The organism is Tahibacter aquaticus (assembly GCF_004363655.1).
Classification (GTDB): Bacteria; Pseudomonadota; Gammaproteobacteria; order Xanthomonadales; family Rhodanobacteraceae; genus Tahibacter; species Tahibacter aquaticus.
The window spans coordinates 178,985-191,818 of the sequence record NZ_SNZH01000014.1 but is presented as its reverse complement, the minus strand read 5'-3'; the positions used below and the strand labels follow the sequence as shown (position 1 = coordinate 191,818).

12 protein-coding genes are annotated in these 12,834 nt (G+C 64.4%); 5 read left to right on the top strand and 7 right to left on the bottom strand.

Annotated elements, in window-relative coordinates:
• Nucleotides 1-9 precede the first annotated feature (9 nt).
• Nucleotides 10-645 carry an FMN-dependent NADH-azoreductase gene (locus tag DFR29_RS20965; RefSeq protein WP_166654242.1) on the top strand — a complete coding sequence of 212 codons (636 nt, stop codon included), beginning with the start codon at nt 10-12 and terminating at the stop codon, nt 643-645.
• Nucleotides 646-840: 195 nt separating this feature from the next.
• Here DFR29_RS20965 and DFR29_RS20960 read toward each other — a convergent pair whose 3' ends face one another.
• The 5 genes from DFR29_RS20960 to DFR29_RS20940 all read right to left on the bottom strand — a co-directional run bounded on the left by DFR29_RS20960 (nt 841) and on the right by DFR29_RS20940 (nt 7,275).
• Entirely contained in the window at nt 841-2,652 is a 1,812-nt protein-coding gene (locus tag DFR29_RS20960; RefSeq protein WP_133820598.1) for a DUF885 domain-containing protein, read from the bottom strand.
• 224 nt (nt 2,653-2,876) lie between these two features.
• Nucleotides 2,877-3,680 carry a hypothetical protein gene (locus DFR29_RS20955; RefSeq protein ID WP_133820597.1) on the bottom strand — a complete coding sequence of 268 codons (804 nt, stop codon included), beginning with the start codon at nt 3,678-3,680 and terminating at the stop codon, nt 2,877-2,879.
• A 270-nt stretch (nt 3,681-3,950) separates the two neighbouring features.
• Nucleotides 3,951-4,508 (bottom strand): hypothetical protein, encoded by a 558-nt coding sequence (locus DFR29_RS20950; RefSeq protein WP_133820596.1) that lies wholly within the window; start codon nt 4,506-4,508, stop codon nt 3,951-3,953.
• Between the two features lie 401 nt (nt 4,509-4,909).
• Entirely contained in the window at nt 4,910-5,206 is a 297-nt protein-coding gene (locus tag DFR29_RS20945; protein WP_133820595.1) for a hypothetical protein, read from the bottom strand.
• Between the two features lie 413 nt (nt 5,207-5,619).
• Entirely contained in the window at nt 5,620-7,275 is a 1,656-nt protein-coding gene (locus tag DFR29_RS20940) for a hypothetical protein (RefSeq protein WP_133820594.1), read from the bottom strand.
• A gap of 461 nt (nt 7,276-7,736) precedes the next feature.
• Between DFR29_RS20940 and DFR29_RS20935 the strand changes: the two genes are divergently transcribed.
• Complete coding sequence (locus DFR29_RS20935; RefSeq protein WP_166654241.1) at nt 7,737-9,257, top strand: insecticidal delta-endotoxin Cry8Ea1 family protein; 1,521 nt, start codon at nt 7,737-7,739, stop codon at nt 9,255-9,257.
• Nucleotides 9,258-9,412: 155 nt separating this feature from the next.
• Here the strand turns inward: DFR29_RS20935 and DFR29_RS20930 are convergent, their stop codons facing one another.
• Together DFR29_RS20930 and DFR29_RS20925 are read right to left on the bottom strand one after the other, a co-directional pair.
• On the bottom strand, nt 9,413-9,928 hold the full coding sequence (locus tag DFR29_RS20930) for a hypothetical protein (RefSeq protein ID WP_133820592.1): 516 nt from the start codon (nt 9,926-9,928) through the stop codon (nt 9,413-9,415).
• Nucleotides 9,929-10,280: 352 nt separating this feature from the next.
• Nucleotides 10,281-10,760 (bottom strand): VOC family protein, encoded by a 480-nt coding sequence (locus DFR29_RS20925; RefSeq protein ID WP_133820591.1) that lies wholly within the window; start codon nt 10,758-10,760, stop codon nt 10,281-10,283.
• A gap of 137 nt (nt 10,761-10,897) precedes the next feature.
• On the opposite strand from DFR29_RS20925, the gene DFR29_RS20920 reads away from it, so the two are divergent.
• The 3 genes from DFR29_RS20920 (at nt 10,898) to DFR29_RS20910 (ending at nt 12,703) form a co-directional block, all read left to right on the top strand.
• Complete coding sequence (locus tag DFR29_RS20920; protein WP_133820590.1) at nt 10,898-11,437, top strand: hypothetical protein; 540 nt, start codon at nt 10,898-10,900, stop codon at nt 11,435-11,437.
• A gap of 220 nt (nt 11,438-11,657) precedes the next feature.
• A complete protein-coding gene (locus DFR29_RS20915; protein WP_133820589.1) occupies nt 11,658-12,290 on the top strand; it encodes a protein rhiA in 633 nt (210 codons plus the stop codon).
• Between the two features lie 77 nt (nt 12,291-12,367).
• Nucleotides 12,368-12,703 carry a hypothetical protein gene (locus tag DFR29_RS20910; protein WP_133820588.1) on the top strand — a complete coding sequence of 112 codons (336 nt, stop codon included), beginning with the start codon at nt 12,368-12,370 and terminating at the stop codon, nt 12,701-12,703.
• The last annotated feature ends 131 nt before the right edge of the window (nt 12,704-12,834 follow it).

The window sequence follows — 12,834 nt, the reverse complement described above, 5'->3', positions numbered from 1 at the left end:
AAACGCCCCATGACCCATATCCTGCATATTGAAAGCTCACCAAGTTCCGACGCCTCCACCTCGACAAACATTGCACGTCAACTGCTGAGCGCCTACGCCGAACGCTGCCCTTCAAGCACCATCGATACCACGGACGTCTGGCGCATCGACTTGCCAGCGTTCGACGAAACCATGATCGCCGCCAAGTTCGCCGTTCTGCGGACGCAAAGCGCGACCATGGAACAGCAGTTGCGTTGGGCACAGGCCGTGTCCATTTCACACGCTTTCAACCGCGCCGATCGATACGTATTCAGCCTGCCCATGTGGAACTTTGGAATTCCCTATCGCTTGAAGCACTATATCGACGTCGTCACCCTGCCCGGACAAAACTGGACCTGGACAAAGTCCGAAGGCTACAAGCCACTTCTTCGCAACAAACGGGCCGTATTGATCTACTCCAGCGCAAATGACTATCCCCTCGCCCCGCCCCTCCCAGGCCCCAGCTCCGATTTCCAGAAGCCCTATATGCGAAAATGGCTGGACTTCATCGGCATAGAAGTGGTGGACGAGATCGTGGTCGCGCCGACATTGACCGATCCGACGCATCTCGCCGAAATCAAGCACACCGGCAGGCTGGAAGCTATTCGAGCGGCGAACACTCTTTAAGCGCGCCTATCAAAACCATCGCCTCAAGGCCCCCGTAAAAAATGATGGCGCGGTCAAGCCGAAGAAACACCTCATGGGCAGAAAAGCGCCGTCGTTCGTAGCGCACTGCGCAGACGGCGAAACTCGGGCAGGTTTACTTCCGGCAAGTAAAACCTGCCCCGCTTTCTGTCACCCAGACTCGCTCCTGCCACGCAACTACTCGATCGGCTGGTCCAGATACAGCGCCCGCGCATACTTCACCGGCGGCGCGCCGTACGACAGCACCGCGTCGTGATAGCGCTTCAGGTCGAACTGCGCGCCTTCGCGCTGCTGTGCTTCGCGACGCAGTGCAATCCATTCTTCCGCACCGACGAAGTACGTCGACAGCTGCGCCGCATCGAGCTGGGCGCGCGTCCACTTGCCGGCCGCTTCGCGTTCTTCCTGGAAGGTTTCGTCGATCAGGAAGCGCACCACCTCGTCGCGGCTGGCACCGTCGACATGCACCATCTGGTCGACGATCGCATTGCTGATGCCGCGCAGCAGCCATTTGAGATGAACGAGGCGAAACAGCGGATCGTCCGCGCGATAGCCGACATCGACCATGACGTTCTGCGTATACCAGGCCCAGCCTTCGACGAACGGCCCCGACCACAGCACGGCGCGCAGCGGCGACGCATAGCGGTTCGCGTGCCACATCTGCACGAAGTGGCCCGGCATTGCCTCGTGAATGGTCAGCTCGCGCACCGACCGCGTGTTGTACTCGCGCAAGTACGAATCGACCTGCGCGGTCGTCCAGTCATCGGGTATCGGAGAGACCGAGTAGAACGTCGGCAGATGCTTCTCCAGCGGCCCCGGCGGGTCGCAGGTCGCGAACGTAAGGCCGCGCTGGAACGGCGGCAGCGGCACGATCTTGAGCGTTGTATCTGGCAGTGTCAGCAGATTCTTCTCGCGCACGAATGCCGTGGTTTCGGCCAGCGCGACTTCGGCTTCGCGGATCACGCCATCGCGGCCAGGCCGTTCCGCGGCCGCAAGCGCCAGCGCGGCGGCGATGGTGCGGCGCTCTTCACTCTCGCCCGGGCGTGGCGGCGGCAATGGTGCGCCGGGATGTGCAGCCAGTATCGAGCGCGACAATGCGAACATTTCCCCACGCACACGCGCCAGCTCGGCGTCGGCGCGTTTGCGGATTTCCGCCCGCGGCAGCGGCGAGTCCAGCGCGAACGCGAGCTTTTCGTCGAACCGCTGTGCACCGACGCGGAAATCGCCGCGCGCCCCCGGAATGAGCACGCGGTCTATCCACGTCTGCTGCTCGGCGACCGCCTTGCGCAGTCCGACGATGGCGGCGTCGAGGCGCGTGCGGTCGTTTGCGTCCAGCGCAACCGCTGCCGGCACGATCAGTTCGTCGACGATGCTGAGGATACCGGCGTTCTGTATCGAGGCGATTTCCGCGTGAATCTTCGGCACGCGCGACAGATCGAGGTTCTCCCGCGCCTGCGCATACAGGCGCGGCAGCTTTTCCATGCGCGCCGTGGCGCTGCGCAGGCGCTCGGGCAGCGGCGCGAACTCGCGCGCCATCAGCAGATGCAGCGAATTCCCCGCCAGCTGCGTATAGACGAGCGGATTCCATGCCCACGCCTCGGACGTCTGCGCATTCCACACATCGGCGCGCAGCTGGTTGCGCAACATCAGGTAATCAACGTGGTTCGCGCGCGACAGCGTAGAGGCGTCGATGCGCTGCAGGCGGTCCAGCCCGTCCTGAGCGAACGCCAACGCCTGGCTGCGCCCGCCGGCAGAAAGATCGTCGATTTCGCTGTCGTAGCGATGATCGCCGGCCAGTGTCGCGTTGACCGGCGACAAGCGCATCGAATCGGCCAGCCACTGCGCCGACAGCGCTTCGAACGAGCGGTCGGCGGCGGCAACATCGGCGGAAGCTTGCGGCGGTCGTTCGGCTTGCGATGGCCGTACGGCTTGCTGTTGGCAGGCTGCAACGAAACAGGCAGAAAGACAGACGACGAGCAGACGGCGCAACATGGTTTTCTCCGGCTCAGAATGTCACCGCAGAGTAGCTACCCGGCGACAAAACAAAATGTCCCAAAAGTTCAGGGTGAACCGTGCACGCCTGTCGATTTCCTGCCCGCAGCCTGCAACAGGCGAACCGGCCGGGATCGCGCAAGACCGGTGCTGTGCGGAATCCACGACACGCGCGCCTTGTCGCCCGCCGCCAAGGCGATGGGCGGCAAGGACACCTCCCGGGGTCATCCGCCCGCGGCGCCCACCTTTACCGCCGCCAACTGCCCGCCCACGACGCTGCGTACGCCCGTCTCGTCGATGCGGGCGGAGAAGCCCTGGCTGGTGAACTCGATATTGCGCAACGTGAACGTGCCCGCCACGCCATTGCACAGCGACACGGCATTGAGTTCCGCCACACGTCCCGTCTGCACATACAGCGGTGCGCCGGCCGTGGCGGAATACGTGCAGCGCACCAGGCCAGCCGGCCCCAGGGTCTGCGAACTGAGCGTCCAGCTGCCCGCGGGCGTAGTAGTCGCGGTGAACTCCGTCGTCACCACCTGCTCTGCCGGCACCGGCATCGTGCCGCCCGCGGGCCTGTGCACGATAGTGGCCAGGTAACGGCCCTGCGGCTGCGCTTGCCCGTAGTCCAGCCGGCGCATCAGCTGCACCGTCGTAGTGCCCGACACCGTATAAGCCACCCGCGCCGTCGCCGCCGTCTGGCCGATGATGCTTATCTCGCCCACCTGGTCTGCATCCAGCGGCGGCACCGCACCGTCGCCGTTGAAGAACATGCGCTGCAGCGCGCCGGTGAGGATGGGCGGATAATCCGGCCCCTCCACCGCCACCGTGAGCTGCGGCGCGATATACCAGACGGGCGTACCGTTATCGCGGTAGTCATAGACGATGGCATAGGCCTGATCGCCCCGCTGCTCGATCATGATGCCGCGACCCGAGCGGTCGGGGTTCCACCAGTGATCGCTGTAATCGATGGCCAGGGCCGGGGCGGCGGCGAGCAGCAGGACAAGGGTCGGCAGAGCGCGCGGAAACATGGAGACGTCCTTGAATGGGAAGGGCGGCGAGGTGCCGTTTCTGCAAGGACGGAATCGGGCGGCACAAACTGTCATGGCAGCAATGAGCGCACAGCTGCCAAAGACTTCCCGACACCGATCGGCGACACTCGGTCTATCCGTGCCACCAAATCCGGCGCCAACCGGCGATGCCGGGATTCCAGCAACGACCCGTCAGCGCATCCACCCGCCCCACCCTCCTCCCTCCCTGCCACAACGCCTGCGCATACTGCTTGTGGCCTCGGGACCGAGTCAGGGCGAACCGTCGAAACCATCGGCGTAGATGCCGTCGAGCTGATGGCTGAACGCGAAGATGAAATTGTCCATCCGCATCTCGCTGCGATGCTCCGAGAGATTCACTTCGCACTGGGCGGAGTATTCGCCGGCCGCTGTGGCATGTTGTCCCTGGATGCCCTGCCAGCCGCTACCGACGTAGTAGAACGGCAGGTAGGAGAAATTGCCGGTAGCCTGCGCACAGTCGGTGCTGGCATAGGCCCTGCACAGCAGAAGGAAATCGGCCCCGGTCAGGCCGAAATTCGCCCAGGCATCGAAGCTCACGTCGTAAACGGTCTGCGGCTGGATCGGAAAGCACGACGAGACAATGATCGATGCGCCGAATGGCGGACTGGCGATGGCGCCTGTGCCGTCGCTCAGCGCCCCCTGGGCTATCCAGGAGCAAGCGCCCTTGCAGGTCCAGCCATCGAGCGAAGAGGCGAAGTCGCCGTTGGGCAGGAGATTGCCGGGGCCGTCGGCGCAAGCACTGGCGCAGATCGCCAAAGACGCGAAAACAATCCACGAACGCAATTTCATCGTTGGCCTTGCAGAAATCATGGCAGTAGGGTCGTCAAGAAAGGTTGGACTCAGTCCTCTCGAACGACGTTTTCTGCGGACTTGCGACACGCTGGCTGAAAAAAGCTATCGGTGTGGCTCGATCAGGTCCAGGGGGCTCGATCACGGAATCGCCCGCTTCATCTCGCCCAGAAGCTTTCGCGGCGGGAACGCTTGCGCCTGCTCGCATACTCCCCACAGCCGGAGCTCATCTGTTCAATCGGCTTCGTCCTGGTGTCAGATAGGCCAATCCATGCACAAAAAAGCACTTGTTCATGACTTATCCAAGTGTCATTTTTGCCGAATCATGCGGGATGTTTGAAATGGTTCCAAATAGGAGCGAGCCTGGATTCACTTCCGCTTTGTTGAAAGCTCACCCGCAATCACCGCACATACCCCATCAGTATCACGCAAGCCGCCGCGATAGCCGAGACCTCCTGCCCGTCCCCCGATGGATCGGCGACGGCCTCGGAAATACAGATCTGCAACTCCTCTGATTTTTCTCGCAGGTCGTCCATTGAGGTCGGCTTGACGACCTTGGCGACAAAGTCGGCTGCGGTGGCGAGCCGGTTCTGCGCCGGCGCGACCTTCCATTCCTTGCCGCTGGCTCCGTGCAAGGTGCCGCCGCTGTACCAGTCGGCGGTTGCGGGCGTCGCCGATACCAGCACGGCCATAGCCATAAGCACTGCTCGCCATCGCATGACATGCTCCTGTCTGGCTGTGTGGTTTTTGCATCGCAGCCAATGCGTCAGCCGCCCACGTCGTGGCCAGGCTCGTCGCTGCAACGCCATTCCGACACGCTGTCGTCTCGACAGCAGTTCTCTCACTTGCCCTGCGGCCATCAACATGGGTGGGGCTGCTGCCGAGTACTTCCGTCGGAGCCTGATAACCGATAGCAGGCACTCGCCTCAACCGGACGCTACAAAACTGCGGCGGGTCGGACTGTCGCGTCAACAACACGATCCGGTTGGCTGTCGGCAATCGCCAGGCGCTGCCGCCGACAGGCAGCGTCAGTGAATCTGTCCTGCCGGTTTCCAGCAGCTCTCGATTCAACCGAATCTGACTCAGCGTCGCGGGAACAGCTCGGGCAGACTCACCGCGCTCCCGCCGCATCCGCCGGCCTGCAAATCCCATCCGGCCTGGGCGGCACGGCACAGATCAGTTTCAATGTAGCGCCGATCTCCGACGCAGCCGCGCCCGACGCGCTATGCGTCGACGTCGAGGTGCGGAACAATCCGGCCACCTGCCCCAGGCGCTCCAGCGCGGCGCGCGCTTCCGCCTCGCTGGGCGCTGCCGCCTTCAGTGCGATCGTCACGCCGTCCAGGCGCAGTGCGCCCAAGGTCACCGTCGGGCCGAAGGCATCGGCGACCGCCTGCCGCACCTGCCGCTCGCTGTAGGCACCCGCCGCGGCCGGATCGCCGGCCGGGCAGATGCTTGGCTGGTCGGGCGCGGCGCAGGAGAAATACAGTTGTGTAGAAAACGCATGGCCGCCATCGCGCGGCGTGCTGCCACCACCGACGACGTAGGTGAATTCGCCGGAGTCCGACAGCAGCCGCACCACGTTGCGCGCGGATGTGGCATCGGGCGCGATGCCTTCCAGGCGCGCACCGTCTTTCCATAGCGCGACTTCGGTGATGCGGATCGACGCGGGCAGGTAGCGCGCCACCACGTCGGCGACGCGCTGGCGCGGATTGGGCGGCAGGGCTGCGGCGACGGCACTGGCGGCCGGCAGCGCGGGATCGGCTCCAGGCAAGCTGGGTGCAGGGCCGGCCAACGCGAGCACGTAGTCGCGCAGTGCGCGCGCCGCCTCGCGTGTAGGGTTGCTGAGCGGACGCGCATCGACACTACCGGCCGGCACGGCCAGACGTTCGATCGGACCCTCGATCTCGATGGGGTATTTCGCCGCCAGGGCGCCCGGCGCGCGCGCCGGCTGGTAGTAGTGCGCCTGCGTATCGGCACCGATGCGGATCGACCACTGCGTCTGTATCGTCGTGGCGGTTATGCCGACGTGGCGCGCCTGCAGGCCGTGCAGGAACATCGCACTGGCGCTGTTGGAACTGCTGCCGCCGAGGAAGTCGACCCTGCCATTGCCGCCTGCCCGCACCGGCGCATTCGCGCCGATCGACAGCAGCCCCAGGTCTACTGCCTCCAGCCACAGGCGCTGGCGTGCGCCGGGATTGAACGCGATGCGCAGCGCGGGTTGATGCACGCGATCGACCAGCACCGAAAGTCCGTTGCCGCCGAGCAGCAGGTCGTGCGCCGTGGCGATCTGCACGGTGAAGCACACGGTCGTGCCGCGGCCAGCTGCCGGCGCCTGCGTGACCGGCGTGACCGACACACCGCAGGAGCCCGGCCCGGCACAGGCCAGGGCCGCATCGGTGGTCAGCACCACATCGCGCGGCGCCGGCTGCTCGTGCGGATCGGCATCCAGCACGCGCGAGCGCTCGATCGCAGTGACGCCCTGCGTGCCGGGATAGACGCGATTGTCGCTGCCGGAAACGATGCGCACCACGCAATCCGGCGCAGTGATCTGTACATGCCGCAGATTACCCAGCTGTCCGGCAGCCGGCGCCCAGGTTCTGTCGTTGGACTGGCGCACACGGGCTGCCTGTTCCAGGTAGGCATCCGGCGATGACGGCAGCGCAGTGCCAGCGCCCCAGCCTGGCGTGGCGGCCAGGACTAGCGTTACGCCCAGCCCGATGCGGCAGCGGAAGACGGACGCAGACGCGCGGCGGAGCGTGGGGGACATCGACGGGCTCAGGGCAAGCAGCGGGGCCATAGTATGGCCGAGGAATGCGGTCTCGCGCCGCCTGCCCGGCCCGCCCTGCCTGAGCCGGCGGACTGGCCAGCCGCCGTCCCTCGCGGGTATCGCACGCGTGATAGCCGCCACTCGCTTTCTACGCTTGTACAAAACACGCAAAACGGAACATAGACAACAAGCGCCGCCGTAGACGTCATCGGCTACCGGCCTGTCGCGCTGCGCATCCACCCGGGCGGCGCGCGGCACGGCAGCGACAGGGCCTGCCAGCACGGCCCTGCCCGCGTCATGCGCATGGATAGCCGGACCGATGCTCGTCGCGCCACCAATGGCGCGCAGCGGCGCTGCCCAGCAGCCTGCTTCAACCGCTTTCGCCGCCACGGCTACGGCATGTACTTGCCGTGCTCGAGCGCAGCGATGTTGTTCCCCCTGACCCGCAACGAGGAATGCCCATGAACCAGTTTGCACCGCTCGCCGAACTCACGCCGTCGCCGTTCATCGCCGCCGAGGTGGGGCCGGATCTCGACCTCCCGCGCGATCGCCTTGCCCTCGGCATTCAGGTGTCGCTGGGCGTGGAGGCCGCGGAATTCGACTACAACAATGCCGCGCGCGTCGTGGTTTCCACCGTGCTGGGCGAAGTGCCCGTCGTCGGTGTGCTGCTCAGCGCCCTGGTCGATATTTTCTGGCCGAACCCCGAGGTCGATATCTGGGCGCAGATCGAAGCCAAGGTAGAGGCGCTGATCAACCAGAAGATTGCCGAACGCGTGTGGCAGCAGGTGAGCGAGTCGCTGGCCGGCCTGCAGAACGTGCTCGACGACTACCTCTTCGCCGCGAAGAATTTCCCCAATGACCCGAAGTACATTTCGGAGAAATTCAACGTCGCACAAGGCCATTTCCTGCACGACCTGCCGCAGTTCCAGTCCAAGGGCTATGAACTGTTGCTGTTGCCGCTGTTTGCCCAGTTTGCCAACCTGCATCTGGGCCTGCTGCGCGATGGTGCCGCGTTCGGCAGCAACTGGGGCTGGAGTGCGGAAATTCTCGAACGCATCAAGAAGCAGCTGAGCGATAACATCGGCAACTACAGCAGCTATGCCGACCGCATCTACGGCGCCGGCCTGGCCGACACGCGCGCCAAGGCACCGAGCAATCCGGCCAAGACCGAGCCGTTCAATACAGTCAACCGGTTCGTTCGCGAAATGACGCTGACTGTGCTCGATTTCCGCGCCATGTGGCAGTACTACGACATCGCCAAGTACCCGGTGCCGCCGAAGGTCTACCTCGACCGGGAAATCTACTCCGACGCCGTCGGCACGTCCGACGACAGTCCGTTCTCCATTCCCCAGGCACCGACCGCTGCACCGACGCGCGTCGTCGTATGGGGCTGGGACCGCATCGACGCCATCCAGGTCGACTACCCGCAGGGCGGCGGCCCCGACGGCAAGACCAGCACGGGCCGCATGGGCAACAGCAAGGGCGGCGCCGACGGCCCGCCCCATGGCGGTACGTTCGACATCGGCAGCAACCCGGTCACGCTGGTCCGCGCGCGCTTCGGGCACATCGTCAACGCGCTGTGGTTCCAGTTCAAGAACGGCAGCTGGAGCAACAAGCTGGGCGGCAATTACCCCGGCGGCGGCGACCGCGATTTCAGCTACCCCAGCGAGATCCTCTCCAGCATCAAGGTGATGGGTGTCAGTCGTTTCTACGGCAGCGCCAACTGCGCCGTGTTCGGCTTCAAATTCGAGAAGAACGCCCAGCCGACCGCCGAACTGCTGCAGCGCCTGTTCCGCACCGCGCCACAGGCGGTTTCCGCCACCACGATGGCGCAGCGCCTGGGCGCCAGCGAAACCGTCGTGCGCGATGTGGCTGTATGGGCGCAGCAAAACCACTGGGATGCGGCGCGAGAGCACCTGTGGACGCAAAGGGCAGCGCGGGTGCAGAAGCGCGCGGCCAACGGCAACGGCAGTAGTGCCTGAGCGTTGCGCATTCCGCACGTCGTCTCCCAGCCGGCCGCCGGCTGGGAGACTGCGCGTTCTCCGGACGTCAGCCCTGTCCACCATGAGCGACTGGCCGCGGTCGGAAAGACGATGCCGTTCTGTAGATGCCCGGCTTGGCCACCCCTTGCCGCCTGTCAATCGTAGGGGTAGCTGACCTCACGCCACGCGCAAAAGATTTCCCCGGAAGCCACCAGCTCCTTGATCCTGCCGGGCTTTCGGTGATCGGCGGGAAAAGCCTTGATTTCCACACTATCGATGCCCTGCGATCGTAGGCGCAGGCCGAACGCAACGGCATGAATCAGCCCGTCCATACGCAACGCCAGCCAACGACTGCCGTCGGCGTCCGTGCCTTCTTCGAGCCGCTGGTGCATGGATGAGCTGACGGGCACGAGCACGCCCTGCCCCGCCGGTACGACGCCCGAAGATTTCAAAACCCCCTCGACACATGCCGATGCGCGCTGAATGATTCGCTGCTCGATCGCCTCCGGAGCGCCCGCAAGCGTGAAGGTCACCACTTTGCGCTCTGTAGCCAGCAAGGATTGCACCATCACGCTGGTAGGCCGGTTGCTGAAACTGGCGCAACCGCTACCAACGGCAAGCGACAAAAACACCGGCAAAATCCGGAAATAACCTCTGCCCCATCCAAACACGCATCTGCTCCGTCCGACACCGGCGGGACCCAAAGTCGCTGGGTGGCTATTGAAACGTCAGCGTACATCTCAACACCTGCCTTCCTGTCTGTCTTTGCATCTGCACAACAGAAAGCATCGTCCCGAGCAAAGCCTGGCGGGACAAGCAAACCGGCAATTCCCGACTTGCGTTATTTCGCGTCGAAGTATGACCCCTTGCTGGTCCGCCGCAGGGTGCCGAACAAGGATGCTGTAGGCCGGCTGCTTCGCTTGGAATTGTTTCGCCAACTCCGGCCTGGCATCGTCAGCCAGTCTTGCTTTTCGGGTGGGCACGCTTGTCCGCGCCAGTGCCGCTCGAACCTGTCCGCTGTTTTCAGCCGCGCCGTGCCTCCTCGATAGCGGCTATGTTGATTTTTCTCATCTGCATCATCGCCTCGAAGGCACGCTTGGCCGCGGCGCGGTCGGGATCGGCTATCGCTTCAGAGAGCGCCCGCGGCGTGATCTGCCAGGAAAGGCCCCATTTGTCCTTGCACCAGCCGCAGGCGCTTTCCTCGCCGCCGTTGCCGACGATGGCGTCCCACAGGCGATCGGTTTCGGCCTGGTCGTCGGTCGCCACCTGGAATGAGAAGGCCTCGGTGTGCCGGAATGCGGGACCACCGTTCAGGCCCAGGCACGGAATGCCCAGCACGGTGAACTCCACCGTCAGCACATCGCCCTCCTGGCCTGAGGGATAGTCGCCCGGCGCGCGGTGGATGGCACCGACCGCGCTGTCCGTGAACGTCCTGGCGTAGAACTGCGCGGCATCCAGTGCCGTGCCGTCGTACCACAGGCAAATGGTGTTCTTGCTGGTCATGCCGTTCTCCCGTTCGTGATGGACTGGTGCGAGGCAGCGGCCGAGGCTAATGGACCTCCCGTCGAGGTAGTGTCGATGCTGCGGAACGGACGGCAGGGTCCGCCGCAGCACCTACCACCGCCACCAATGACGTTCGCATGGGCGATGCAGCAGCGTTCTATGTTTCCGGCAACTATGCCAGCACCGGCCCGCATTCAGTGACCGCGAACCACCTGCTTTTCCTGTGCGTGCTGATCGTGGCATCGTCGACTGCGTCCGCCGCCAGTTGCCGCGCCGGTTTCGGCGACATCACCGATATGCGCGAGTGCGAAACGGTTGCCCTGCCCCGCTTCATCGTACAGTTCATCGGCACCTCGCAGCCCACTCCAGGCATTCCGATGCTGTGCTGGAATTACCGCATTACCGCGAAGGAAACCGCGGCCAGCACCGAAGTGAGCCAATGCCATACCGGCGAACTGGGCGGCGAGAGAGAGTTCCAGCTCGACGGCAAGCCATATACCTTCCTGTTCGATCTGTCCAAAGGCTGCCAGCGTTCCGAACAAGGCTATTGGGTGCCACAACAGCGCGGCCACGCCTTCCTGCCGGGGGCGCGCGACTCCAGGGCGGTGCGCACCCTGCGCGACAGGGAACAGAAAGCCGAGGCTGCCTGCTACCGGCGCGGGCAAGCCAGGAAATGACGACACGGGGCGACGCGCCGCAGAAAAACCCGGCCGTTGCCGGACGAGCCTAACGGCAGAGACTGGGCAAAAGCGCAAACCGGCGCGGCCAGCTATCAGTACTTTCGTGCGCTTCGGCTGTTTTTTGCGCAAGCGCAGAAAAACCGCGGAGCGCGCTTGCTGGCACCAAACCGCACAGGCAGAGTAAGAAACTTGTACACACCTGCCCAAGGCCTGCGCCATGACCCAGCTGCAACTGACCCTCGTCAACAATTCCCCCTCGCCGACCCGCCTGGCCATCTTCCAGGGCCAGCCTGCAGACCGGCTCGCCGTGGCCTGGATGGCGAAATACGCCTATCCGGGCACGCGCCTGCAATTCAACTGGGACGATACCGACTACTGCTTCGCCTGGTCGCAGACCGGCCTGCTGGCGCCGGGCGTCAGCATCGATGCCGGCCAGATCGTGCCCGCGTCGCCGGGCGGCAGCAACCAGATCACCTTGTCGTACGACCCGAAGAACCGCATCTTCTTTTTCCAGCAGCCCCAGTCCAGCGGCCAGCCCGGCGCGTTGACCGTGCACCAGGACAGCAGCCTGCCCATCAATGCCGCCGCCGTCGGCATCGGCATGGCCGGCAAGCCCGCCTTCATGCTGCAGTCGGCGCCGAACATGAACCTGGTGTTCCAGCCCAAGCCGCGCTACTTCGTCACGGCGGGCACGCTCGATGCCGGCCAGCTGTTCGAGCAAGAGCAGGTGCAGGCGGTCGAAGTGGTATTCCCGCTCAACGTCACCGCAATGATTGCAACCTTGAACGCGGATCTGAGCTGGACCATCCAGCCCGGCATCTTCGAAGCCATCGAAGCCGACTCGGATTGAACGTGTGCTGGTCGCCGGCACCCGGCAGCCTGCAGTGGCTTGCCGGGCACGGCGCAAACCCTGGGAGAGCAAGACCCATGCGGCGACTGCGACTGCTGTCGATAGTACTGGTGGCGCTGCTCAGCGCCTGTTCCGCACCGCTGCCGCCGGAGCGCGCCGACTACGCCGGCCTCTGGCGTGCCGGCGACACCACCATCCTGATCACGCCCACCGGGCGCGTCGAATACGTGGTGCGCCGCGGCAACGGTTTCAGCAAATCCATCAAGGCGCCGCTGCAGCGCTTCGAAGGCGACAGTTTCGTGGTCGGACTGGGACCGATGAGCACGACCTTCATCGTGACCCAGCCGCCGCATCGCGATCAGGGCGTGTGGAAAATGACGGTGGACGGCGTGGAACTGGTGCGAAGCCAATAAACCGACAGTTTGGCTTGCGCAGGACGAAACGCCCTTTCCATTCACCTAACGTGTTCCAAACATTTCTGGCAGGCCACGCCAGGAAATTTCTGTCACTTCTACAAACGTGACAAGATCCATTCCGTCTTGAC

What these genes read in the sequence shown, in the direction of transcription:
- DFR29_RS20965 (WP_166654242.1), top strand. Translation starts at nt 10, where the DNA reads ATGACCCATATCCTGCATATTGAAAGCTCACCAAGTTCCGACGCCTCC.
- DFR29_RS20960 (WP_133820598.1), bottom strand. Translation starts at nt 2,652, where the DNA reads ATGTTGCGCCGTCTGCTCGTCGTCTGTCTTTCTGCCTGTTTCGTTGCA.
- DFR29_RS20955 (WP_133820597.1), bottom strand. Translation starts at nt 3,680, where the DNA reads ATGTTTCCGCGCGCTCTGCCGACCCTTGTCCTGCTGCTCGCCGCCGCC.
- DFR29_RS20950 (WP_133820596.1), bottom strand. Translation starts at nt 4,508, where the DNA reads ATGAAATTGCGTTCGTGGATTGTTTTCGCGTCTTTGGCGATCTGCGCC.
- DFR29_RS20945 (WP_133820595.1), bottom strand. Translation starts at nt 5,206, where the DNA reads ATGGCTATGGCCGTGCTGGTATCGGCGACGCCCGCAACCGCCGACTGG.
- DFR29_RS20940 (WP_133820594.1), bottom strand. Translation starts at nt 7,275, where the DNA reads ATGTCCCCCACGCTCCGCCGCGCGTCTGCGTCCGTCTTCCGCTGCCGC.
- DFR29_RS20935 (WP_166654241.1), top strand. Translation starts at nt 7,737, where the DNA reads ATGAACCAGTTTGCACCGCTCGCCGAACTCACGCCGTCGCCGTTCATC.
- DFR29_RS20925 (WP_133820591.1), bottom strand. Translation starts at nt 10,760, where the DNA reads ATGACCAGCAAGAACACCATTTGCCTGTGGTACGACGGCACGGCACTG.
- DFR29_RS20920 (WP_133820590.1), top strand. Translation starts at nt 10,898, where the DNA reads ATGGGCGATGCAGCAGCGTTCTATGTTTCCGGCAACTATGCCAGCACC.
- DFR29_RS20915 (WP_133820589.1), top strand. Translation starts at nt 11,658, where the DNA reads ATGACCCAGCTGCAACTGACCCTCGTCAACAATTCCCCCTCGCCGACC.
- DFR29_RS20910 (WP_133820588.1), top strand. Translation starts at nt 12,368, where the DNA reads ATGCGGCGACTGCGACTGCTGTCGATAGTACTGGTGGCGCTGCTCAGC.